This is a genomic window from Vibrio sp. L85 (assembly GCF_963871815.1).
Lineage (GTDB): Bacteria > Pseudomonadota > Gammaproteobacteria > Enterobacterales > Vibrionaceae > Vibrio > Vibrio harveyi.
On record NZ_CAWMYL010000193.1, the window covers coordinates 154,666 to 178,254 of the forward strand.

The 23,589-nt window shown below is 45.1% G+C and carries 15 protein-coding genes and 5 tRNA genes; 8 read left to right on the top strand and 12 right to left on the bottom strand.

All coding sequences use genetic code 11. The annotated features are described in order from the left end of the window. Positions 1–239 precede the first annotated feature (239 nt). Complete coding sequence (locus tag AACR11_RS20705) at positions 240–2,885, top strand: hypothetical protein (protein WP_029789276.1); 2,646 nt, start codon at positions 240–242, stop codon at positions 2,883–2,885. 58 nt (positions 2,886–2,943) lie between these two features. Here the strand turns inward: AACR11_RS20705 and AACR11_RS20710 are convergent, their stop codons facing one another. The 5 genes from AACR11_RS20710 to AACR11_RS20730 form a co-directional block, all read right to left on the bottom strand. Then, positions 2,944–3,906 carry an SPOR domain-containing protein gene (locus AACR11_RS20710; protein ID WP_079325110.1) on the bottom strand — a complete coding sequence of 321 codons (963 nt, stop codon included), beginning with the start codon at positions 3,904–3,906 and terminating at the stop codon, positions 2,944–2,946. Between the two features lie 161 nt (positions 3,907–4,067). Beyond that, a complete protein-coding gene (locus tag AACR11_RS20715) occupies positions 4,068–5,024 on the bottom strand; it encodes an ABC transporter permease (RefSeq protein ID WP_005446340.1) in 957 nt (318 codons plus the stop codon). A gap of 2 nt (positions 5,025–5,026) precedes the next feature. Then, the gene (locus AACR11_RS20720) at positions 5,027–6,004 is read right to left on the bottom strand and encodes an ABC transporter permease (protein WP_005446342.1); all 978 of its coding nucleotides are present in this window, start codon (positions 6,002–6,004) and stop codon (positions 5,027–5,029) included. 144 nt (positions 6,005–6,148) lie between these two features. Next, positions 6,149–7,702 (bottom strand): ABC transporter substrate-binding protein, encoded by a 1,554-nt coding sequence (locus AACR11_RS20725; protein ID WP_005446344.1) that lies wholly within the window; start codon positions 7,700–7,702, stop codon positions 6,149–6,151. Positions 7,703–7,807: 105 nt separating this feature from the next. Further along, positions 7,808–9,523: an ABC transporter ATP-binding protein gene (locus AACR11_RS20730; RefSeq protein WP_005446346.1), complete on the bottom strand. Its 1,716-nt coding sequence runs from the start codon at positions 9,521–9,523 to the stop codon at positions 7,808–7,810. A 686-nt stretch (positions 9,524–10,209) separates the two neighbouring features. Here AACR11_RS20730 and AACR11_RS20735 point away from each other — a divergent pair. Then, positions 10,210–10,935 (top strand): HAD family hydrolase, encoded by a 726-nt coding sequence (locus AACR11_RS20735; protein WP_026138170.1) that lies wholly within the window; start codon positions 10,210–10,212, stop codon positions 10,933–10,935. Between the two features lie 483 nt (positions 10,936–11,418). On the opposite strand, the gene AACR11_RS20740 is transcribed toward AACR11_RS20735, so the two are convergent. From AACR11_RS20740 to AACR11_RS20760, 5 genes are all read right to left on the bottom strand, one after another. Continuing rightward, positions 11,419–11,495 (bottom strand) — tRNA-Pro (locus tag AACR11_RS20740). Between the two features lie 64 nt (positions 11,496–11,559). Continuing rightward, positions 11,560–11,635 (bottom strand) — tRNA-His (locus AACR11_RS20745). Positions 11,636–11,682: 47 nt separating this feature from the next. Next, a tRNA-Pro gene (locus AACR11_RS20750) sits at positions 11,683–11,759 on the bottom strand. Between the two features lie 76 nt (positions 11,760–11,835). Beyond that, a tRNA-His gene (locus AACR11_RS20755) sits at positions 11,836–11,911 on the bottom strand. 35 nt (positions 11,912–11,946) lie between these two features. Continuing rightward, a tRNA-Arg gene (locus AACR11_RS20760) sits at positions 11,947–12,023 on the bottom strand. A gap of 360 nt (positions 12,024–12,383) precedes the next feature. On the opposite strand from AACR11_RS20760, the gene AACR11_RS20765 reads away from it, so the two are divergent. Beyond that, positions 12,384–12,797, top strand: a complete 414-nt coding sequence (locus AACR11_RS20765; protein ID WP_005446350.1) for a c-type cytochrome — start codon at positions 12,384–12,386, stop codon at positions 12,795–12,797. 72 nt (positions 12,798–12,869) lie between these two features. Here the strand turns inward: AACR11_RS20765 and rep are convergent, their stop codons facing one another. After that, positions 12,870–14,885, bottom strand: coding sequence for a DNA helicase Rep (gene rep, locus AACR11_RS20770; RefSeq protein WP_009703181.1), 2,016 nt, complete (start codon positions 14,883–14,885; stop codon positions 12,870–12,872). 170 nt (positions 14,886–15,055) lie between these two features. Here rep and AACR11_RS20775 point away from each other — a divergent pair, with 170 nt between their 5' ends. The 4 genes from AACR11_RS20775 to ubiK all read left to right on the top strand — a co-directional run bounded on the left by AACR11_RS20775 (position 15,056) and on the right by ubiK (position 20,279). Continuing rightward, positions 15,056–15,637, top strand: a complete 582-nt coding sequence (locus AACR11_RS20775) for a TetR/AcrR family transcriptional regulator (protein WP_029789272.1) — start codon at positions 15,056–15,058, stop codon at positions 15,635–15,637. An 18-nt stretch (positions 15,638–15,655) separates the two neighbouring features. Beyond that, entirely contained in the window at positions 15,656–16,762 is a 1,107-nt protein-coding gene (vmeC, locus tag AACR11_RS20780; RefSeq protein WP_005446353.1) for a multidrug efflux RND transporter periplasmic adaptor subunit VmeC, read from the top strand. Between the two features lie 11 nt (positions 16,763–16,773). Beyond that, the gene (vmeD, locus tag AACR11_RS20785; protein WP_005446354.1) at positions 16,774–19,896 is read left to right on the top strand and encodes a multidrug efflux RND transporter permease subunit VmeD; all 3,123 of its coding nucleotides are present in this window, start codon (positions 16,774–16,776) and stop codon (positions 19,894–19,896) included. Positions 19,897–20,027: 131 nt separating this feature from the next. Beyond that, entirely contained in the window at positions 20,028–20,279 is a 252-nt protein-coding gene (gene ubiK, locus AACR11_RS20790) for a ubiquinone biosynthesis accessory factor UbiK (protein WP_005427244.1), read from the top strand. A gap of 390 nt (positions 20,280–20,669) precedes the next feature. Here the strand turns inward: ubiK and ilvC are convergent, their stop codons facing one another. Then, positions 20,670–22,154, bottom strand: a complete 1,485-nt coding sequence (ilvC, locus tag AACR11_RS20795) for a ketol-acid reductoisomerase (protein ID WP_005446356.1) — start codon at positions 22,152–22,154, stop codon at positions 20,670–20,672. A 142-nt stretch (positions 22,155–22,296) separates the two neighbouring features. On the opposite strand from ilvC, the gene ilvY reads away from it, so the two are divergent. Then, on the top strand, positions 22,297–23,187 hold the full coding sequence (gene ilvY / locus AACR11_RS20800) for an HTH-type transcriptional activator IlvY (protein ID WP_029789271.1): 891 nt from the start codon (positions 22,297–22,299) through the stop codon (positions 23,185–23,187). Positions 23,188–23,589: the final 402 nt, after the last annotated feature.

Below are 23,589 nucleotides of genomic sequence, written 5' to 3' on the forward strand. Positions count from 1 at the left end.
ACACAAGTCATTGTTTATAAAGACCTAAATTTAAAGTTAATTGATATTTTTATTGATAGAAATTCCAAGAAAAAATATTCCAAAAATTTTTACGGTTTTTCTTTGGTTTTCCGTGTCTTGAAGCCGCTTCCAAATCCGATTAAAAATGCGCAGCTTTTCTAATCTCACTAGTGAGATTAGAAAATAAAACAATAAAAAGCGACTTTCTCATTCGGAAACGAAACAAGGACAAATAAACAATGAATAAGGTGAATTTACTAGCAGCGTCAGTGGCTATCGCGCTAACCGGTTGTGGTGGTTCAGATAGTGGTTCAAGCAACAACAACTCTGGTGTAGTGATTACAGGCTTTGATGGCTACTTCAAAGAAGCAGTCGTTTTTGAAGATGTAAACAACAATGGAAAGCTAGATAGCAACGACCCAATTATTGGTCTAACCAATGATGAGGGTCAGGTGACGCTAACAGACAAACAATACTCTGCTGAAAAGAACCTTGCGATTCAAACCATTATTCCGGGTGGTACTGTTCAAGCTGAACTGATTGCTCGCGATCCACAACTTTTTGCTGGCACATACACGGTTGATATGGACAACCCAACCCAAGCTATGGCTCATGAGGTTGTATTCCGTACACTTCCGGGTGAGAAAGTTATCTCTCCGCTGACTGACCTTGTTGCAATCCAAGCTGGTGCTAACCCAACACCAGAAAAAATCCAAGCAGCGAAAAACAAAGTAAATGAGACATTAGGTATCGAGGGTGATACTGCATTTACTGATGTAATCGCCGCTAACAATACCGCTTTACATAAAACGGCTCAGATTCTAACCGAGTCTAAAGCACAAGCAAAAGACAGCTACTCTGCAGAAACCGCTATTGCAATTGCCGATAAAGCAACTGACGTCGTTAATGATAAAAACAACGCAGACAAACTAGATGATCCAAACTTCAAACCAGTTATTGAAGTCAACAATGGCGTAGTTAGCGAACCCGTTATCAACAGCAAGTTATTTGCAAATGAGAGCGTTGTAAAAGCTATCAATACAGAACTGAAGCCTCTTGATAGCCACTCAATCAATTTAGAACTGCCTCTTGCTGCTGGCGATCTTGCCCTTTTTGAAGATGACGATAACAAAAACATCGACATCACAGTAAGCGTCATCACACTTGATGGTTCTGTGGTCAAAAATCTAACAACTACGGCTATCAATGGTGGCAAGTTAACGATTTCAGGTGAGCTAACTCCAGTTCGTCCTGCTTACCAAATCAAGCTAACGGCAACTGACTACAACTCACAAGAACAAGATAAGTCCTTTGGTGCTGTAACAACCGCTTTCGACCTACAAGTAAACGTTGAAAATCCAGCGCCAACAATCAACACAGAAGCCGCTGATACAATCGAAGAGTGGATTGACAGTATTGAGCTATACCAAGGTGTTGAAGTTCAGAATGAACAATTCCGTATTGACAACTTGTTCTCTGACGACGAAAAGCTTGCATTTGAAGCATACACATCTGTTGATGGCTTAGTACTTGAACTTGTAGAAACACAAGGTCAGACTGAGCTGAAAATCACAGGTAAGCCATCTCGCATTTACCCTGAAGGTCAAACAATCACGATCTCTGCATTTGACGGTATCAATACGACTTACAAAGTCTTCGAGCTAGATGACATTGAAAAACAACCTGAAGCATCGATTGAAATTGATCGCGGTGATCTTGCAGAACTTCAACAAGAAATCACAGTACAGCTAACAACACTAAAAGTTGGTGAAGCTGTTGATGCAGATTTCAATATTACTGAAGTCTTTGAAGCTCAGCACACGTCAGGTGCAATCGAATACTACGCTGGTACAGAAGAAGATGAGTACGCAACAACCGTTCCGGGTCTAAAAGTCAATGTTGATAACAACGGCACACTGACGGTTTCTGGCACACCAACTAGTGCAACGAAAAACGGTTCATTCGTGATTGCGGCAGGTGTAAACCCAGATGCTGACGATGCCGTAATTTCTGAATACGTAACGATCACACTGCCAAACGTTCAACCAGCAGATGACGTAACACCTCCTCCTGCAGGACATCCGCTAGAAGGTAAGTTCCTACATTTCGTAGAAATTGGTCACAACGGTACCAACTTCGCTAAAGGATGGTGTGATTCAATCTACCTAGATGCGAACACGAAAACGATGTACTGGAACGATCGAGATAGCGACAACCTATCAACTTGTGACACAGACATGTCAGAGTTTACAGAAGGTGTCCCATACACAATCGTTGATGGCAAAATTATCTCCCAAGAAGATGGTATGAAAATGACATTGGATGTCATCAAACAACACTCTTTTGATGACGACGAGCATTTCCTCGTGTCATTCACAGATGAAGAAGGCGATGAAAAATCAACCGAGCTGTATTCTTACCACACAAATGCTCAATATGTCGAAGAAGCGCTTAACAACGACGTTAGCGAATCTCAAGAAGATGCTAATTGGGTAGACCGTGAAACATTCATTGCGATGCCATCTGAAGAAGGCGCAAATGATATTGTGGTAACTGAACTGAAAGTTTCTGGCATCGTTCAACAATTTGATTACCAAGGCAGTCCATACACTTCAGCTTCAATCTATGGTCGTAATGCAAAAACTTGTGAAATCCTAAAAGATATCTATCTCGACTACGGTCGTATCCAAGTTCACGGTGACAGCTACAGTGCTGACAACTACTTCAGCAGCCAACCACAATATAGAGATGCTGAAGGCTCTTGTTACATCGATTTCATGCCTTTAGATCATTCAGCAGCAATTCCTGCGGGGCTTTACACTATCGAAGCCACTCCAGAGCGTACTGATGAAGCAGAACGCATTATCTTTAGTTTTGAAAAGTGATAACTAGAAGCTCATAAACACGAAGCCCCGCTCTTGCGGGGCTTTTTTAATCCATTTTTTACTTCACGCAAATCACGTTAAGCAACGAGGTGCCCGTTAGCTGATTTGGCTCTCGGTCAGCAAACAAGCCCTTTTTATCTTTACCCCAGTAAGGTAACTGCAAAGGCCACTTGTTCTTCTCCATCACGCCAGAATCGCGCAATGTTTTAAACTCTGACGCAGTTGCTAAGTGCATTCCTAGCTGTTGGCAAACTTTCATTGAGCTCGAGTAGCTAAGACGATTCCATGGTTTTCTATGTTCCATGTAGAACTGGTTGTTGTTCTCGATTAAATACGGCACCACAAATGTCTTGCCCTTCAGTACCGTTTTCAAACGCACTTCAACGTTGTCATTCTTGATAGTTGGTTGAGCTGGCTTGGTCATTTTAGCAGGCTTAGCGGCAACTGGTTCTGGCGACTTTGGCTTTGGCGCATCTTTTGTCTTAAATGCGTCCGTATTAGCACGAGTAGCAGCTGGTACGACAGGTGTTACCACCGGCTTGGTCATTGGCTTAGTCTGTTTCGCAGGGACTGTGCCACCTTTACCAACCACACGAATAAATGCTTCTTTATAGGTCGACAAGGTTTTGACTCGTTGCAAGTCCTGAGATGCTTTAGCAAATTCCGTATAAGGACCAATGAGGCAACGATAGCCTTTTTGTTCTGGCTTCATCCAAACATCGGTGGTGATTTTGCCGTAAATCGGCTTTGCTTTGGCTAAAGACATCGGTTTTGGCAATAGACCACACTGGATCCAGAAGAAATCATTGCCTCCTTGCGGCACTTTCTTTCCCCATAGCCCTTTACCGATCGGACAAGATTGCTCAAGCACAGGCAATTCTTTATTACTGGCCTGAGAGGCTTGGCAAAGAAATTCACTCGCCAAAACCGGAGTCGAAAATTGAGCGCACGCCACCAGCAGCCCAAGGCTCAAGCCAGATTGGACGATACGGGAGGAATGTAGTGCCTTTTTCATTTCCATAGCTTCACTCTAAACAGTAGGTGATGAAATTATCGCGACAGAGCGTCAATAAAACATGCATAAAAAGTGATAAGCAAAAAAAGAGCCGGAATTGCATCCGGCTCTCAGTTTAGAAAGAAATTTATTAAATAGGCAAATAATACGTCGATTTTATCGCGTCATTAACCCTTGTAGATTTTCGGGTTGAACACGTCACGTAACCAGTCACCCAGTAGGTTAATCACCAGTACCAATGTCACTAGCACGATACCTGGGAAGGCGGTAATCCACCACGCACCAGAGAAGATGTAGTTAAAACCAATACTGATTAGTGCACCCAATGATGGCTGGTCTACAGGCAAACCTAGACCAAGGAATGACAATGCCGCTTCTGACATGATTGCGTTTGCTACCTGTACCGTCGAGATAACCAAGATTGGTGATAGGCAGTTCGGAAGAATATGACGGAACATGATTCGCGGGGCTTTAAAGCCCATCACTCGTGCCGCTTCTACGTATTCTTTCTTCTTCTCAGCCAGTACTGAAGCACGAATGGTACGTGCATATTGCGGCCACTCCGCCACACCAATAATCACGACAAGCATGACTACCGCGTATTGGCTGTAAAAATCACTGCCAAAGCTGGCTTTAAAGATAGCTGACACGATGATCGCAACCATCATGGTCGAGAACGACAGCTGAACGTCAGCAAAACGCATCAAGAAACTATCAATACGACCACCAAAGTAACCTGCTGACAAACCAATGATGATACCCAGCATAAGCTGAAGACCAACCGCGAGGAAGCCGATCGTCAAAGATAAACGAGAGCCGTAAAGAATGGTCGACAAAATATCACGACCTTGCTCATCAGTGCCCAATACGAAACGCTCATCGCCATCTTCCATCCAAGATGGAGGTAGCTCTGAGTCCATGATGTCGATAGACGTCAAATCGTATGGGTCAGTTGGAGCTAGAATCGGTGCTGCTACAGCCAAGACTAAAAACATCATGAAGACGGTAAAACTTGCCATCGCAACTTTGTCGCGCTTGAAGTAATACAAGAAGTCCGACTCTTTGAAACGCTGCCAGGCTGACGGTGCGGCAGCAGGAGCTGGTGTTACATTTGATTGGCTCATGATTAAGCTCCTTTTCCAGTTAGGTTCACAGTTGGGTTGATGATGCCGTACAGCAAGTCAACGATGGTATTAGTTACCACGAAGATCAGACCAACAAAGATAACGTAGGCAGTGATCAACGGTGTATCTACACGGTTGATTGCCTCTAGGAAAAGAAAGCCAGTACCCGGCCATTGGAACACGGTTTCTGTCAGAATGGTGTATGCCACCATGGTACCAATTTGCACACCACCGACCGTCAATACAGGTAGCATGGTGTTTTTAAGTGCATGTTGGTAATAAATCTTTTGTAAGTTCAAGCCTTTCGCTTTGGCGAACTTAATGTACTCAGAGCTCAGTACTTCCAGCATTTCTGAACGCACCAAACGGATGAACAACGGCAGCATGATAGATGCGAGTGCAATACACGGCAGGATCAGGTGCTTAATACCATCGATGGTAAAGAAGCCAGACTCCCATCCGAGTATATTAGACGTTTCACCCCGTCCAAAGGAAGGTAGCCAACCGAGTTCTATGGAGAAGACGTACATCAACATGATTGCGGTTAAGAACACCGGAATCGAGATGCCGACACTACTCATCGCCATAACGAATTTTGTAAAAATACTCTTCGGATGTATCGCTGAATACACCCCAAGCGGTATAGAGAAAACAATGATAATGAGCGTCGCACCAAACACGAGCTCTAATGTAGCCACCAGCTTATCGAGGATGACCTCAACTGCAGGTCGCTTGAAGAAGTAAGACGTACCTAAATCACCTTGTAGCGCATTGCTCACAAAGCGAGTGTACTTTGTGATAAAGGGATCGTTCAGGCCCAGTTCGTCACGCAGCGCTTGACGCTCCGCTTCTGAAACCGACTGACCTACAAGCTCACGTAGCGGGTCACCCAGGTTATCCTGAATGGCAAACGCCACCAAACTGATCACAAACATCACTATCAGTGCCTGAAACAGGCGCTTGACCAGAAACGAAAACATTCCTTGCCCCTTAACTATCCATAGATCTCTATTCAGAGAGAAAATTCAGTCTAAAAACAACTCAGTCCGACTGAAACAAAACTGAGCCGAGTACGTAGAGTTGAGGAGGGACATCCATCCCTCCTCAACATCGACTAACCGTGATTATTCAACCACTAGGTCACCGAAGTAAGGCATTACCATTGGGTTAACGATGTCTGCAGCTTTCACGTTAGACTTCGCGCCCCAGGCTTCACTTTGCCAGTGTAGCGGTACGAATGCAGCGTCGTTGTACAACGTTGCTTCAACACCTTTCAGCATTTCTGCACGTTTAGCTGGATCCGTTTCTACGTTTGCCGCTTCAACCACTTTGTCCATTTCTGGGTTAGAGTAATGACCACAGTTGTACTGACCACGACCTGTCTCTTCGTTACGTGTCATGGTTAGGAACTCGTTGAAGTTTGCTGAATCTTCTGTATCTGAGTGCCAACCGATCATCAACATGTCTGCCGCACACTTGTCGAACTCAGGCCAGTATTGCGCTTTAGGCATAGTCTTCAGGTCAACCTTGATGCCGATCTTAGACAGCATTGCCGCCGCCGCTTGTGCCACTTTCGCATCGTTCACATAGCGGTTGTTTGGTGCAATCATCGTTAGCGTAAAGCCATTCTCGTAACCCGCTTCTTTCATCAGCTGTTTTGCTTTCTTAAGATCGTAGCGAGGAACCAGCTTGTCATCATGACCAACGTAGCCTGCCGGGCTTTGCTGACCTGCAGCTGTTGCGAAGCCTTTCATGATTTTTTTCACGATGCCTTCGTTATTGATTGCGTGAACAATCGCTTGGCGCACGCGAACGTCTTTCAGTGCTTCGTTGTTGCTTTGGTTCATTTGGAACGTGATGATACGCGTACCAGGTAGTGTTACTAGATCGATACCTTTTGCGTCTTTCACACGTTTGTGATCGTTTGGCGCTACTGGGTGGATCATATCAACACCGCCAGAAAGCAGTGCTGCAACACGAGTCGCGTCTTCTTTGATCGGAAGTAACGTCAGTTTGTCTACGTTACCTTTCGACTCTTTATCCCAGTAATCTTTGAAACGTTCGAATTCTACTTTTACGCCCTGCTCACGAGCCGTCACGATAAACGGACCAGTACCAGAAACGTGTGTTGATGCAAATGAGTTACCATGCTTCACTAGCTCAGACTTGTCTTTACCATCTTCGGTTTTACCCGTGTAGAACTTGCTGTCCATTGGGAAGATGTACGTTGCTGTTTGTAGCACTAGCGGGTAAGGCCCTTTAGTCACTAGATCAACCGTGTAATCATCCACTTTCACGATTTTTTCGTACGGGTCAAAGATAGCTTTGAAGTCTGGAGAGCTTTGTAGACGTTCGAAAGTCCACACAACGTCATCCGCTGTCATGTCGTTGCCTGAGTGGAACTTAACGCCTTGGCGAAGTTTGAAACGAACCGTCGTATCATTGATACGCTCCCAGCTTTCCGCTAGGCGAGGTTCAAAGTCCATGTCCTGTGTGAAACGAACTAGAGGGTCAAATACCATGTGTGACATTTGCAGCGTACCACCTGATAGCTGCTCGTGCGGGTCTAGAGATACTGGGTCAGCTGCATAGCCAACTTTGATATCTGCTGCCAATGCGTTAAAGCTTAGACCTGCTGCCATTAGCGCCACTGCTAACTTGCTTTTCATGGTTTTCATTTGCATAACTCCTTCATGCGGGAATTCGAATCCCTTGTTGTGTTTGCGTCTTTGTTATGACTAAGGTTTGTTGACCTTGATGGTCAGCCAAGCGAAAAACTTGGTTTATGCCGTTTTGATTTCTTCTCTCAAACCTGTGAATTCAGGCATCAGAGAAATCAGTTTCTTACTGTATTCATGCTGAGGAGCAGTAAACAATTGCTCTGTCGGAGCCACTTCCAGTAGCGTACCCATCTGCATCACACCTACTCGGTCACACATCTGACGAATAACCGGTAAGTCGTGACTAATAAACAGCATGGTGAGATTCAGTTCACTTTGCAGATCTTTCAGCAAGTTTAGAATTTGTGCCTGTACCGATACATCCAACGCAGATGTTGGTTCATCACAAATCAGTAATCGAGGGCGGGTCGCCAGCGCACGCGCAATTGAGATACGCTGACGCTGACCACCGGAGAATTCATGAGGGTATTTCACACCTGCCATTTTGCCTAAACCTACGTGATCAAGTAGGTCATTCACAATCTGGCGCGTTTCCGCTTCATTTTTCGTTAGCTTATGGAAACGAATTGGCTCCGCGATGATGTCAAAAATCTTCATTCGCGGGTTCATTGAGGTATATGGGTTTTGGAAAACCATCTGCATCTGACGACGCAATGGGCGGCGTGCTTTTTCCGATTTAAGCGCCGTCAGGTCAATGCCTTCAAAGCTTACTTGACCTGAGTTTGGTTCATACAAACCAGCAATCACACGTGCGATGGTCGATTTACCTGAACCAGATTCACCCACCAAACCAAACGTCTCACCTTCATGCACTTCAAAGCTAACATTGTTTGATGCTTGCACGTATTCACGGCGGCTTTCAAACAATGAATCTTTGGTTACAAAACGCAGGTTAACGTTCTTCACATCCAATAAAGGACCTGTGTACTCACGTTGGTCTTGGCTTTGACCCAACCAGTGATTCTTAATGTCTAGCTCTTGTAACTCTGTAGCTTCTTCGATGTAGCTCACCAATGGGAAACGATCGAGCTTTACATCAGAACGCGGAACGGCAGAAATCAAGCTGCGCGTATATGGGTGATCAGGGTCGCCCAATACCTTAGCTGTAGGACCAAACTCCACCAAATCGCCACGGTACATAACCGCCACACGGTCAGTCACGTTTGAAACCACGCCCATGTCGTGCGTAACCAACATACAACCTACGTTGTTCTTGATACACAGTTCGCGGATAAGGTTTAGGATTTGGTCTTGAATAGATACATCGAGCGCTGTCGTTGGCTCATCGGCAATGATCAGGTCTGGCTCACCAGCCAAAGCGATAGCAATAACCACACGCTGACGCATACCGCCAGAAAATTGATGCGGATACTGCTTAAGACGGTTTTCAGGTTGAGGAATGCCAACCTGCTGCATTAGAGAAAGCGCACGTTGATACGCCTCTTCATCCGACACCTTCATGTTGGCGTGAATGGTCTCTTTCAATTGCTGCTCAACCGTAAATAGAGGGTTAAGTGAGGTCATTGGATCTTGGAAGATAAAGCCAATCTTAGAGCCGCGAACCTTACGCATCGCTTCCGGTGTTAAACCAGAAATTTTCTCCCCATCAAGGTACACGTCGCCACTAGCAACACGTCCCGGAGGACTAAGCAAATCAATAACGGCGTTACCAACGGTGGATTTACCCGCACCTGATTCGCCAACAACACCCACAATTTCGCCACGATCGATATGAAAAGAAAGCGATTTCACGGCCGCATGGACACCGTGACGGGATGGATATTCAATACGAAGGTTTTTCACCTCTAATAGTGACATTTCAGACCTCTACTGCCTTGTCTGTGGTATCGAATCGCGCAATAAAAGCGCCATTCATCACCTGAATGAATCCGTTCAAATTCAGAATAATACTCTGAAATCTTAATGCGGAGACAATTTGGCAAAAATTACACAAAAAAGCAACAATTAAAGTATATTCCGCCGAAAAAACATTATTTACACGCACAATGAGCGAATAGAAATGCATTAACAAGTATTTAACCATTTTCATAACACCCCATTTTTGTGCGATACGCACCAATAAAAACAGAAAAATGCTCTAAAATTACGCATAAAGTCACTATTGATAGTATCCCTATTATTCACGCGTCATTATTAACATTAACCAAACAATATTCCGTTCTCATTGGGATATTTCGACATAAAATGTTACTAACAAAATAGTCTGCATACATAAAAAGCCAAAATTCACTCTAGTAAACAGAGGCGAAAACGTGAGCAGTTCAGCAAAACAAATGAAATCTGTCACCTACCCCAAGTTATGCGTCTGTTATGCGATTTTGTGATTAAGCTAATTTTCTATGGATTTAAAACACTCTCCGAACTGGGAGCTTTGGTGGGGGAAAAGAGAAGTTCAGCCATCAGTTTTACGCTTTCCACTGTCATTTTGAGTGAGATCAGCGATAATCAAGCTCCAACATCGAGTAGTGAATGAAGGAGCCCCTGTGCTTAAAGCGATATTTTTTGATATGGACGAAACGTTATGCGGCACATCTCAAGCCGATAAAGTGGCAGGAGAAGAATTTGCTGCTTGGATTGCTCAAAATTACCCGCAAGTCGCCGATTCAACTGCTTTTGTTCAGCGCTACTTGCAAGGCGTATACAAAAAGCTCAATAACGAATTTCCTCAACTTATTGCTCTACTGCCAGATGAAAATGCCTTCCGCTGCGGTTTAATTCAGGCCATCTTGGCAGAGCAAAGTATAGAGATTGATACAGAAAAGGCTCAACAGGCGCAGAGCTATTTTGACTCGGCTCGCATGGGGGCTTTTGACTTCTTCCCTGGCGTAAAAGAGATGCTGACCGAGCTACGTCAACACTACAAATTAGTGGTGATCACTAACGGTCCAATCTTCTCACAGCACCCAAAACTCAAAGCAACACAAATGAGCGAATGGGTTGATCACATTATCGTCGGTGGGGAAGAGCCAGAAGAGAAGCCAGCAGCCAGCATTTTCCGCAAAGCACTCAACCTTGTGGATGCAAAGCCAGAAGAGGTGATTCATATTGGCGACTCTCTACCAGCAGACATTGCGGGTGCCAACAATATGGGTATTCTGAGCGTGTGGGTAAACGCAACAGGTACGGAAAATACAACCGATATCAAACCCAACTATCAAGTGCGAGAGACGGTTGAGCTGAATGAAATCCTAAAAACGCTCGCTCAGTAAAGCGCTTAATTCAAGAAACACATAACCCCAGCCAACGTGCTGGGGTTTCTTTTATCAGCTCGAATCGCATTTAGATCATAGGTGACCAAAACCTTCCAGAGCTGTACATGTTTACTGATATTGAAATGGAATGCAGATTTTTTAGGGTGAGAAATACAAAAAAGCCCCAATCTTTCGACTGAGGCTTTAAATAGCGGTCGATGAAGAGCCATATTCTAACTTCAGGCGAACCCCATATGGGTTCAAATCCATTGAAATATTGCCGACTCATCTAGTCCAAGTGAGATCATAAGCTCTAAAACGACGAAAGCCTGCTAAAAATCAGACTTTCTAATAGTGGTCGGTGAAGAAATTCGACGCGGCAGGGCTCCCTGCGGACTGGCGTTCCACTGGGCTGGCAATCCAGCCCACGTCCCTCAGGTTCCAACATTCTAAATTTCAAATGTAAAAAAGCCCCAGTCTTTCGACTGAGGCTTTAAATAGTGGTCGGTGAAGAGGGATTCGAACCCCCGACCCTCTGGTCCCAAACCAGATGCGCTACCAAGCTGCGCTATTCACCGAACTGTATTTTCTGATTCTCTCAAATCAGACAGGATACTTCAACTAAGAAGTCACCTAAATTAATGGGGTGGCTAACGAGATTCGAACTCGCGACCACCGGAATCACAATCCAGGGCTCTACCAACTGAGCTATAGCCACCATCAATTTTGCTGTTTATCGCTCTATTATAGCCATAAACTAAATAGTGGTCGGTGAAGAGGGATTCGAACCCCCGACCCTCTGGTCCCAAACCAGATGCGCTACCAAGCTGCGCTATTCACCGACGAATTTTGTTTCGACTCTTGGGATATTTGAATCAAAACTGGAAACTTCACTAATTTAATGAGTTACCGAAATAATGGGGTGGCTAACGAGATTCGAACTCGCGACCACCGGAATCACAATCCAGGGCTCTACCAACTGAGCTATAGCCACCACTATTGTTCGTGCCTTTAATTTGTATTCCGGAATGGCACGCCCGAAAGGATTCGAACCTTCGACCTTTGGCTCCGGAGGCCAACGCTCTATCCAACTGAGCTACGGGCGCATGCCCCATCGGCGGAGAGGAATAATACGGATATCACACTATGCCGTCTAGTACTTTTTTTACTTTTTTTCTCGTTTGGTCTCTTTTTCGACAGTTATCTGCCTTTAAAGTGAATTTTTGATGTGATTCACGCCCTGTCATGGATAACTTGTTGTTTATTGCAACAAGTTATCGGGATATAATCACCCATTATTTACATTGATTTAACAGCTGCAACTTGGTTGTTCAATCACTCTAGACTGTTAGATAAGGTTTTTTGCTCACTATAGAAGCAACCACCTAAAACTTTATCCAACAGCTCTAAATACTCTAACTATATAAATAGGTAAGTCACTTACCTCGGAATGTGAAGTGGGTTTAATGGATATGTCTCGACGAATGATTAGCGTTTTGTTCGCTGCCTTAACTTTCTCTACGGCAGCTTTAGCTTCTGACATCAGCCAAACTGAATACGATGCGATCGCAGAACGCATCAAACCTGTCGGTGATGTTTACCTTGCAGGTGCGGAACCAGTAAAAGCAGAACCAACTGGTCCACGTGATGGCGCGGCAGTTTACGGTACCTTCTGTATTGCTTGTCACTCATCTGGCGTGAACGGTGCACCAAAAACTGGTGATGCTGGCGATTGGGCACCTCGTATTGCACAAGGCAAAGACGTACTGACCAACCACGCAATCCAAGGCTTCAACGCGATGCCAGCTAAAGGTACGTGTATGGACTGTTCTGATGACGAAATCATCGCAGCCATCGACCACATGATTGAAGGTCTATAATAAAGACATCAATGAAAAAGGCTTGCCGCGTGGCAAGCCTTTTTATTTTTGACAAATTAGAACCGTCCGTGACTACTTTTTAAACATTGCACGGATATTGGCAATATGTGCCTGACCTTTTGCCATACGCTCTTCCGCTGATACTGGCTTTTTGTTTGCTTCCCATTCAACGTCATCAAATGGCAGCTCATCGAGAAAACGGCTTTGGGTCGGCTTGATCAATTCACCAAACTGTCGGCGCTCTTTACACATGGTAAAAGTCAGCTCGCGCTGTGCACGCGTAATACCTACGTACATCAATCGACGCTCTTCTTCGACGTTGTCTTCATCAATACTGGTTTGGTGTGGCAAAATACCCTCTTCCGAACCAATCAAGTAAACAAATGGGAACTCGAGGCCTTTCGACGCATGTAGTGTCATCAATTGCACCGCATCACTGTCTTCATCTTCCTCACCACGTTCCATCATGTCGCGCAGAGTAAGACGCTGAACCACCTCTTTTAACGTCTTTTCTTCTTGGTCGTAGTTATCACCTTCTAAGTCAGCAACAATCCACGAGTAAAGATCAGAAACGTTCTTCATGCGCATTTCCGCCGCTTTCGGGCTTGCTGACGTTTCATACAGCCAGTCTTCATAATGAATATCACGTACAAGTGAACGTACCGCTTCAACGGTATCACCACGCTCGGCTTGATCGGCAATCGCAACTAACCACTGTGTAAAACGACGCAGGTTTTCCAAACCTCGGCCTGTAAGGTGTTGCTCCAATCCCATTTCAAAGCTGACTTCAAACAGACTTTTACCACGCATGTTGGCATAGCTGCCTAACTTCTCTAGTGTGACCGGACCGATTTCACGACGCGGTGTATTCACGATACGTAGGAACGCGTTGTCATCATCTGGGTTCACCAACACGCGCAGGTAAGCCATGATGTCTTTAATCTCGGCACGAGCAAAGAACGATGTGCCGCCAGATAGCTTGTATGGCACGCGGTTTTGCATCAGTGATTTTTCAATCAAACGCGATTGGTGATTACCTCGATATAGAATCGCATAATCTTTATATTCGGTGCGGTTTAGGAACTTGTGCGCAATCAACTCACCCGTTACGCGCTCCGCTTCGTGCTCTTCGTTCTTCGCCAGCAACACTTTGAGTTTTTCACCGTCAGGAATTTCCGAGAACAGCGATTTCTCATACACGTGCGGGTTATTCGCAATCAAGATGTTAGCTGCGCGCAGAATGCGACTCGTCGAACGGTAGTTTTGCTCCAACTTGATCAAACGCAGGTTAGGATAGTCTTCACCAAGTAACACAAGGTTCTGCGGCTTAGCACCACGCCATGAATAAATAGACTGGTCATCGTCACCTACTACGGTCAAACGACCGCGCTCACCAACGATTAACTTCACCAAATCGTATTGGCTGGTGTTGGTGTCTTGATACTCATCCACCAATAAGTAACGAATGCGGTTTTGCCAACGTTGACGCACTTCTTCATTGTTACGTAGCAATTGCACTGGCAGAGAAATCAGGTCATCAAAGTCGAGCGCGTTGTACGCCTTCATTTGCTTCTGATACATCTCAAAACAGAAAGCAAACAGTTGTTGTTGCTCACCTTGAGCCAACGCTTTGGCTTGCTCTGGTGTCAGCATGTCGTTCTTCCAGTTGGAAATACAACTTAGCAACTGACGCAGCAGATCTTTGTCGCCATCTAGCTGCTTTTCTGTCAGCTCTTTAAGCAGCGCTAGCTGATCTTGATCATCAAATAAAGAAAAGCCCGCTTTCAAACCAAGGTGCTTGTACTCGCGCTTGATGATGTTTAGCCCCAAAGTATGGAACGTCGAGACCATCAAGCCTTTCGATTCAGCTTTGCCTAATGTCTGCCCTACACGCTCTTTCATCTCACGTGCAGCTTTGTTGGTAAAGGTCACCGCAGCAATATTACGCGCCTTGTAGCCACACTGCTGAACCAAATAAGCAATTTTATTGGTAATTACACGAGTTTTACCCGAGCCAGCACCCGCAAGTACCAAGCATGGGCCTGATACGTACTTAACGGCTTCGTCTTGTCTTGGGTTCAGCTTCATAAAAATTCTCTGCGGGTGGAAATAGTGGCGCCTATGATAAAGGGGTGAGTGTGTGAAAGCTACGGTCATTTTCACGTAATTTTTACACAGAGAGTTGCAACATTTTGTTGCATAAGCGACCACTCTTTACGCTATAATGAATGAACGTTCATTCATTGAGTGGTGGGGTTATGACCAATAGCACTACTGGAGATAAATACGAGCAAATCATTGCAGCTGCCGAACGCTTAATCGCTGAGTCGGGCTTTCATGGTCTTTCCATGCAAAAGCTCGCAACTGAAGCAGGTGTCGCAGCGGGCACGATTTACCGATATTTCTCAGATAAAGAACATCTTTTGGAAGAGGTTCGCCTTACTGTTACCAAACGTATTGCGGACGCCGTTCAAGCGGATGTTCATGACGATATGCCTCTGAAAGAGCGTTACCGCACCATGTGGCTCAATATTTGGCACCTTGCTGGTTCAAATTTAGACACCTTAAGCAACCGTGTCCAATATGAATCACTACCTTGTACAAATCGTAAAGGAACTCGGGAACTTGAAAGGCAAATGTTTGCCCAAGTAGATCGTCTTTTCGATCAAGGTAAGGCGGAAGGGGTATTCAAACTCCTAGATAACGAGATTCTTTCAGGGTTGAGTTTCGAAGCTAGTGTTGCGCTTGCTAGAAAACATGCTTTGGGATTTTATCAGTTGGATGAAGACGCGCTGGAAGCAGCCGTTGAAGCTAGCTGGGATGCAATTATTAAACACTAACTTGGAGTTCTTAATAGAATGAAAAAGTGGACTTTCTTTATGTTGCTTATCGCGATTCTCCTATTCGGGAGCGTGATAGGTTTCAATTTATTCAAGCAACAGAAAATTGCTGAATACATGGCGAATCGTCCGGAACCAGAATTCCCAGTAACCGTAACAGAAGTAAAAGCGGTTGATTGGGTTCCTGTTATCGAGGCAATCGGCTTCATTGAACCTAACCAAGGTGTCACTGTTGCGAACGAAACCAGCGGCGTGATCGATAAGATCTCTTTCGACTCTGGTACTCAAGTTGAAGAAGGCCAACCTTTGGTTCTTCTGGACTCTGAGGTAGAAAAAGCAAACCTTAAGAGCTCACAAGCAAAACTGCCAGCAGCTCAAGCTAAGTACAAACGCTACCAAGGTCTTTTCAAAAAAGGCTCTATCTCTAAAGAAGCATACGACGAAGCTGAAGCAAACTACTTCTCACTTAAAGCGGACATCGAAAGCTTGAAAGCGACCATTGACCGCCGTGAAATCAAAGCGCCTTTTGCTGGCGTGGTTGGTATTCGTAATGTTTATCTTGGTCAGTACCTACAAGCAGGTACCGATATCGTTCGTCTTGAAGACACCAGCGTGATGCGTCTACGTTTCACTGTTCCACAAACAGACATATCTCGCATCATGCTAGACCAAGAAGTGGACATCTTTGTTGATGCTTACCCTGATAAGCCTTTCAAAGGTTCTATCTCAGCGATTGAACCAGCAGTTAACGTTCAAAGTGGTCTGATCCAAGTTCAAGCCGACATTCCTAACAGCGATGGCAAACTTCGCAGCGGTATGTTCGCGCGTGCAAACATCATTCTGCCTAAGCTAGAGAACCAAGTAACGCTGCCACAAACGGCTATCACGTTTACGCTTTACGGCGACAACGTCTACATCGTGACTGAAGAAGACGGTGAAAAACGCGTTAAACAGCACGTTGTGAAAGTGGGTGAGCGTACTAAAGACATCGCGCATATCCTAGAAGGCGTGAAACCAGGTGACGTCGTGGTCACATCGGGTCAAATCCGTCTAAGTAACCACGCAAAAGTGACTATCGTTGAAGATGCAGCACTGACACCACCTGCTGAAACACCAATGCTTTAATTGGAGGCATCATGCGCTTTACTGATGTTTTTATTAAACGTCCAGTTTTAGCGGTATCGATCAGCTTTTTGATTGCGTTGCTTGGTTTGCAAGCCGTATTCAAGATGCAAGTTCGTGAATACCCTGAAATGACAAACACGGTGGTTACTGTAACCACCAGTTATTACGGTGCGAGTGCCGACCTGATCCAAGGCTTTATTACCCAGCCTTTGGAGCAAGCGGTAGCGCAAGCCGATAATATCGACTATATGACTTCATCCTCGGTGCTTGGTACATCTACCATTACCGTAAACATGAAGTTGAACACCGACCCGAATGCGGCGCTGTCTGACATTCTGGCAAAAACCAACTCCGTTCGCTCACAACTTCCAAAAGAAGCGGAAGACCCAACAGTAACGATGTCGACTGGCTCGACTACCGCGGTACTGTACATCGGTTTCACCAGTGACGAGTTGTCTTCTAGCCAGATCACCGACTATCTTGAGCGTGTAATCAACCCGCAGCTATTTACGGTAAATGGTGTATCGAAAGTTGACCTATACGGTGGTATGAAATACGCGCTACGCGTATGGCTAGATCCAGCGAAAATGGGCGCACTTAAGCTGACAGCAACCGACGTGATGACGGTACTAAACGCCAACAACTATCAGTCGGCAACCGGTCAGGCGACAGGTGAATTCGTACTTTACAACGGTAGCGCAGATACTCAAGTATCCAACGTTGCTGAACTCGAAGCGCTGGTTGTTAAAACTGGTGAAGGTGACGTCATTCGTCTTGGCGACATTGCGAAAGTGACCTTAGAGAAGAGCCACGACGTTTACCGCGCAAGTGCGAACGGTCAAGAGGCTGTAGTTGCAGCGATCAACGCGGCACCAAGTGCTAACCCAATCAACATCGCGGCAGATGTGCTGAAACTTTTACCTCAATTAGAGCGTAACTTGCCAAGCAACATCAAAATGAACGTGATGTACGACTCAACTATCGCCATCAACGAATCTATTCACGAAGTTGTGAAAACCATTCTTGAAGCGGCAGTTATCGTACTTGTGGTAATCACTCTGTTCCTTGGTTCATTCCGTGCGGTAATCATCCCTATCGTTACTATCCCACTATCATTGATTGGTGTTGCGATGGTAATGCAGGCGATGGGCTTCTCGTGGAACTTGATGACACTTCTGGCAATGGTACTCGCCATCGGTCTGGTGGTGGATGACGCGATCGTGGTTCTTGAGAACGTCGACCGTCACATCAAAGAAGGGGAATCGCCGTTCCGTGCCGCTATCATTGGTACTCGTGAAATCGCTGTGCCAGTAATCGCAATGACACTGACACTAGGTGCGGTATACGCGCCGATCGCACTAATGGGCGGTATCACGGGCTCGCTATTTAAAGAGTTCGCATTAACCCTAGCTGGCGCGGTATTTGTGTCTGGTATCATCGCTCTGACTCTGTCGCCGATGATGTGTTCAAAAATGCTTAAGGCAAATGAAGAGCCAAGCAAGTTTGAGCAAAAAGTACATCACGTATTGGATGGCATGACCAACCGCTACGAGAAAATGCTGACCGCTGTTATGGCGCACCGCCCAGTGATCATTGCTTTCGCGATCATCGTGTTCGCAACACTACCAATTCTGTTTAAGTTTATTCCAAGTGAATTGGCTCCTTCAGAAGATAAAGGCGTAGTGGTACTAATGGGTACAGCACCTTCGAATGCAAACTTGGACTACATCGAACACACCATGAATGACGTGAACAAGATTCTGTCTGATCAGCCAGAAGTAGAATACGCTCAGGTGTTTAACGGTGTACCAAACTCAAACCAAGCGTTCGGTCTAGCAACTCTTAAACCTTGGAGTGAGCGTGAAGCGAGTCAAGCTGATATTACCAAACGTGTAGGTGAACTAGTCGCTCACGTACCAGGCATGTCAGTTACCGCATTCCAGATGCCAGAGCTTCCTGGTGCTGGTTCAGGTCTGCCAATTCAGTTCGTTATCACTACACCAAACAGCTTCGAGAGCTTGTTTACTATCGCAAGCGATATCCTAGCTGATGTGTCTACCAGTCCAATGTTCGTTTACTCGGATCTGGATCTAAATTACGATTCAGCAACGATGAAGATCAGCATCGACAAAGACAAAGCCGGTGCCTACGGTGTGACCATGCAAGACATCGGTGTAACGCTAAGTACTATGATGGCGGACGGTTACGTAAACCGTATCGACCTAAATGGTCGTTCATACGAGGTTATCCCTCAGGTTGAACGTAAATGGCGTCTAAACCCAGAGTCGATGAAGAACTACTACGTGCGTTCGGTTGACGGTAAAGCGGTACCACTAGGAAGCTTAATCACGATTGATGTTGTTGCAGAGCCTCGCTCACTGCCTCACTTCAACCAGCTAAACTCAGCAACGGTTGGTGCAGTACCTGCTCCAGGCGTAGCAATGGGTGATGCGATCAACTGGTTCGAAGACGTAGCACAAAACAAACTGCCATCAGGCTACAACCATGACTATATGGGTGAAGCTCGTCAGTTTGTAACGGAAGGTAGCGCACTATACGCAACATTCGGTTTAGCACTGGCGATTATCTTCCTAGTACTGGCGATTCAGTTTGAATCTATCCGCGATCCAATCGTAATCATGGTATCGGTGCCGCTAGCGGTATGTGGTGCATTGATTGCTCTGGCGTGGGGTACGGCATCGATGAACATCTACTCGCAGGTTGGTTTGATTACTCTAGTTGGTCTGATCACCAAGCACGGTATCCTGATCTGTGAAGTAGCGAAAGAAGAGCAGTTACACAACAAACTGTCTCGTATCGATGCGGTAATGGAAGCGGCGAAAGTTCGTCTACGTCCAATCCTGATGACAACAGCGGCGATGATTGCAGGTCTGATCCCACTGATGTACGCAACAGGCGCAGGTGCAGCTCAGCGTTTCAGTATCGGTATCGTAATCGTTGCCGGTCTAGCAATCGGTACACTGTTTACGCTATTCGTACTGCCTGTGATTTACAGCTACCTAGCTGAGAAACATAAGCCACTGCCAGTATTTGTTGAAGACAAAGACTTAGAAAAGCTAGCTCGAGTGGATGAAGCAAAAGCTGCTCATCGCGAATTAGCAGATAATAAGTAAGCGTAAAGCACTAAGAAAAAGGTCACTTCGGTGACCTTTTTTATTGCTGCTCTCTTTTTTACCATCTAAATGGCGACTTTCCCGTATCATTTACATAGAATGTGGGCAAATCAAAAGGAGTTTTAGCCACTATGTTTGACCCAAAGAAATTAGAGCAAATCGCTAAACAAATTCACGAATCAATGCCACAGCCAGTAAAAGAACTAGGCGCGGATGTTGATCAAAAAGTTCGCCAAGTAATCCAAGGTCAGCTAAACAAGCTAGACGTAGTTAGCCGCGAAGAATTCGACGTACAAACTCAAGTTCTGCTGCGTACTCGTCAAAAGCTGACAGAAATGGAAAAGAAATTAGCAGAGCTTGAAGAAAAGCTCGCTGATAAATAAGCGAAAAGCGACAAGAAAATTATAAGGGTTGATGTGAGAACATCAGCCCTTTTTGTTTATTGGGATTCAGGATTCGAGATTCAGGATTCGCTTCTATTTTGCCTTCTTAAGGACAAAATTCACCTTTATAAAAACAAAAAAGCTTGGTCAACGGCGACCAAGCCTTTTAATTAGATGTTGTGTTTTATGTTGTATTTATTGACCCCAGTCTGTCCGGAGTTCTTCCTGCTTTGCTTTAATGCAATTACGCAGATTGTATATTCGAAGCTAAGAGCTTTAGTCCCTTAAACGAATTGCGCTGAATTAAGGTTTCATTTCTAGGAGAAGGCGCGGAGTTTACGATAGTAAATGAGCACCTTCGACACCGAAATGGAACCTTAAGGCAAGTAATTAGCCGCCTACAGCGATGTTCTTCATATCAGTCATATACCCACGTAGTTCTTCACCAATGTATTCCACTGGGTGGTTACGGATAGCATCATTTACAGCGATAAGAGTCGCGTTATCTACTTGGTTAGAAGTTTCACCTAGACCCTTACCAATTACGTCAGTATTTACTGCTGGCATAAACTTCTCACGTAGAAGCGGTGTTGCTACGTTAGCGAACAGGTAATTACCGTATTCCGCAGTGTCTGAGATAACCACGTTCATCTCGTATAAACGCTTACGTGCGATAGTGTTCGCGATCAGCGGTAGCTCGTGTAGAGACTCGTAGTAAGCAGACTCATCGATAATGCCAGATGCTGTCATTGCTTCGAACGCTAGCTCAACACCAGCACGAACCATAGCAACCATCAGGATACCGTTGTCGAAGTACTCTTGCTCAGAGATTTCTACGTCAGTTTCTGGGTAGTTTTCGAAAGCAGTTTCACCCGTTTCTGCACGCCAGCCTAGTAGGTTTGCATCGTCGTTTGCCCAGTCAGCCATCATTGTGCTAGAGAAGTGACCTGTGATGATGTCATCCATGTGCTTGTTGTATAGCGGACGCATCAGCTCTTTTAGCTCTTCAGAAAGCTCAAATGCTTTTACTTTTGCTGGGTTTGATAGACGATCCATCATGTGAGTGATACCACCAAACTTCAGTGCTTCAGTGATGGTTTCCCAACCGTATTGAAGAAGCTTACCTGCGTAGCCTGGATCGATACCATCAGCAATCATCTTCTCGTAACATACGATAGAACCAGCCTGTAGCATGCCGCAAAGGATAGTTTGCTCACCCATTAGGTCAGATTTCACCTCAGCAACAAAAGAAGACTCTAGACAGCCGGCACGGTGACCACCTGTTGCTGCTGCCCAAGCTTTCGCGATATCCCAACCTTCACCTTTAGGGTCATTCTCTGGATGAACAGCGATAAGAGTCGGTACACCGAAGCCACGCTTGTATTCTTCACGAACTTCCGTACCCGGACATTTAGGCGCAACCATTACTACCGTTAGGTCTTTACGGATTTGCATTCCTTCTTCAACAACGTTGAAACCGTGTGAGTAGCCTAGTGCTGCGCCTTCTTTCATCAACGGCATTACCGTCTCAACAACGTTTGTGTGTTGCTTATCTGGAGTAAGGTTTACGACTAGGTCAGCTTGTGGAATTAGCGTTTCGTAGCTACCCACTTCAAAGCCGTTGTCTTTTGCGTTTTTGAATGACTGGCGTTGCTCATCAATTGCCGCTTGGCGAAGTGCGTAAGCTACGTCTAGACCAGAATCGCGCATGTTTAGACCTTGGTTAAGACCTTGAGCACCACAACCTACGATGACCACTTTCTTACCTTTTAGGTAATCTGCTTCTGATGCGAATTCTTCGCGGTCCATAAAGCGACAACGACCAAGTTGGTCCAATTGCTCACGCAAGTTTAGGGTATTGAAATAGTTAGCCATCTGGGTGCTCCTTAACATTCTTCCATAGAGGTCGGTACTTGTGTTACCGAATGAGTTCATACTAAAACAGACATTCTGTTGCTGAAAGTGATATATTCACAATTACTTATTGCAATTAATGCAACATGGAAGTGAAGATTTAATGAACATCAAAAGCCTGCAGTTATTCATTCATCTATGTGATAGTAAGAGCTTCGCTAAGACAGCGGCGGCAATGCATATCAGCCCTTCTGCACTAAGCCGGCAGATCCAGAAATTGGAAGAAGAAACGCATCAACAGCTGTTCTTGCGTGATAACCGAAGTGTCGAATTAACGGTTCAAGGAAAGAAGCTATTACCTGTTGCACTAAAGATCTTAGGGGAATGGCAGCAATACCAAAGTTACGTCAAAGGAACGGAAGACGAGTTAAAAGGGGAGATACGTTTATTTTGCTCGGTAACGGCAAGTTATAGCCATCTCCCAGAGATTATTTCCGAATTCCGCATTCAGCATCCATTTATTGAATTCAAACTCTCTACCGGCGATCCAGCACAAGCCATCGATAAAATATTGGCAGATGAGGCTGATATCGCGATCTCTGCAAAACCCGATCAACTACCAGCTAAAGTCTCCTTTGAACCAATCAGTGAGATTCCCCTATCGGTGATAGCACCAGTTGGAGTCAGCAGCTTTGCAGAAGAACTACAGAAAGAAAATCCGGATTGGTCAACAATACCTTTTATTCTCCCAGAAGCAGGCACAGCGAGAGAAAGAGCGAATGTTTGGTTTAAGCAAATGAAGATCAAACCAAATATCTACGCACAGGTGGCAGGACATGAAGCCATCGTCAGTATGGTGGCCTTAGGCTGCGGAGTCGGTATTGCACCGGATGTGGTAATCAACAACAGCCCTGTCAGAGAGAAGATAAATAGGCTTAAGGTTCTGCCTATCAAACCATTCGAACTTGGTGTTTGCTGTATTAAAAGCCAGCTAGAAAACCCTTTAGTTAAAGCATTATGGGAAGTGGCAGAAAGTAAATATATCTCCCTGTAGGGATACCTCATTCAAATGGGAATGGAAGCCCGTTAGTCACGTAATGGGCTTTTTGTTTACAGTCAATCTTGAACATAAAATCTAGAGCAGCACAAAAAGAGCGCAACGTCACTGTTCATATAACAAAGATAGTACTAGAAAAACGATGAGAGTAAGTAAGCACTTACGTTTGGGGAGTTTTAAGGCTGAGAAAATAGCCAATGATAAAAGATAAATAAGACCTTTATCCCACAGAGTTCACTATGCTGCAGGTACTGGACTCTGAGGATATCAGCCCAATCCAAAAGTTTTTTCTAAACAAGCGACAGAGCGGCTGGGCTTGCACGCAATTGGACTCGCACACGAGCGGAGTTCATACACCAATAGGTGAATTTGAATTGTTAGATACGAAAAAGCCCTAGC

Excerpts from the sequence above, each read along its gene's own strand:
- AACR11_RS20705 (WP_029789276.1), top strand. The coding sequence starts at position 240 with ATGAATAAGGTGAATTTACTAGCAGCGTCAGTGGCTATCGCGCTAACC.
- AACR11_RS20710 (WP_079325110.1), bottom strand. The coding sequence starts at position 3,906 with ATGGAAATGAAAAAGGCACTACATTCCTCCCGTATCGTCCAATCTGGC.
- AACR11_RS20715 (WP_005446340.1), bottom strand. The coding sequence starts at position 5,024 with ATGAGCCAATCAAATGTAACACCAGCTCCTGCTGCCGCACCGTCAGCC.
- AACR11_RS20720 (WP_005446342.1), bottom strand. The coding sequence starts at position 6,004 with ATGTTTTCGTTTCTGGTCAAGCGCCTGTTTCAGGCACTGATAGTGATG.
- AACR11_RS20725 (WP_005446344.1), bottom strand. The coding sequence starts at position 7,702 with ATGAAAACCATGAAAAGCAAGTTAGCAGTGGCGCTAATGGCAGCAGGT.
- AACR11_RS20730 (WP_005446346.1), bottom strand. The coding sequence starts at position 9,523 with ATGTCACTATTAGAGGTGAAAAACCTTCGTATTGAATATCCATCCCGT.
- AACR11_RS20765 (WP_005446350.1), top strand. The coding sequence starts at position 12,384 with ATGGATATGTCTCGACGAATGATTAGCGTTTTGTTCGCTGCCTTAACT.
- rep (WP_009703181.1), bottom strand. The coding sequence starts at position 14,885 with ATGAAGCTGAACCCAAGACAAGACGAAGCCGTTAAGTACGTATCAGGC.
- AACR11_RS20775 (WP_029789272.1), top strand. The coding sequence starts at position 15,056 with ATGACCAATAGCACTACTGGAGATAAATACGAGCAAATCATTGCAGCT.
- vmeC (WP_005446353.1), top strand. The coding sequence starts at position 15,656 with ATGAAAAAGTGGACTTTCTTTATGTTGCTTATCGCGATTCTCCTATTC.
- vmeD (WP_005446354.1), top strand. The coding sequence starts at position 16,774 with ATGCGCTTTACTGATGTTTTTATTAAACGTCCAGTTTTAGCGGTATCG.
- ubiK (WP_005427244.1), top strand. The coding sequence starts at position 20,028 with ATGTTTGACCCAAAGAAATTAGAGCAAATCGCTAAACAAATTCACGAA.
- ilvC (WP_005446356.1), bottom strand. The coding sequence starts at position 22,154 with ATGGCTAACTATTTCAATACCCTAAACTTGCGTGAGCAATTGGACCAA.
- ilvY (WP_029789271.1), top strand. The coding sequence starts at position 22,297 with ATGAACATCAAAAGCCTGCAGTTATTCATTCATCTATGTGATAGTAAG.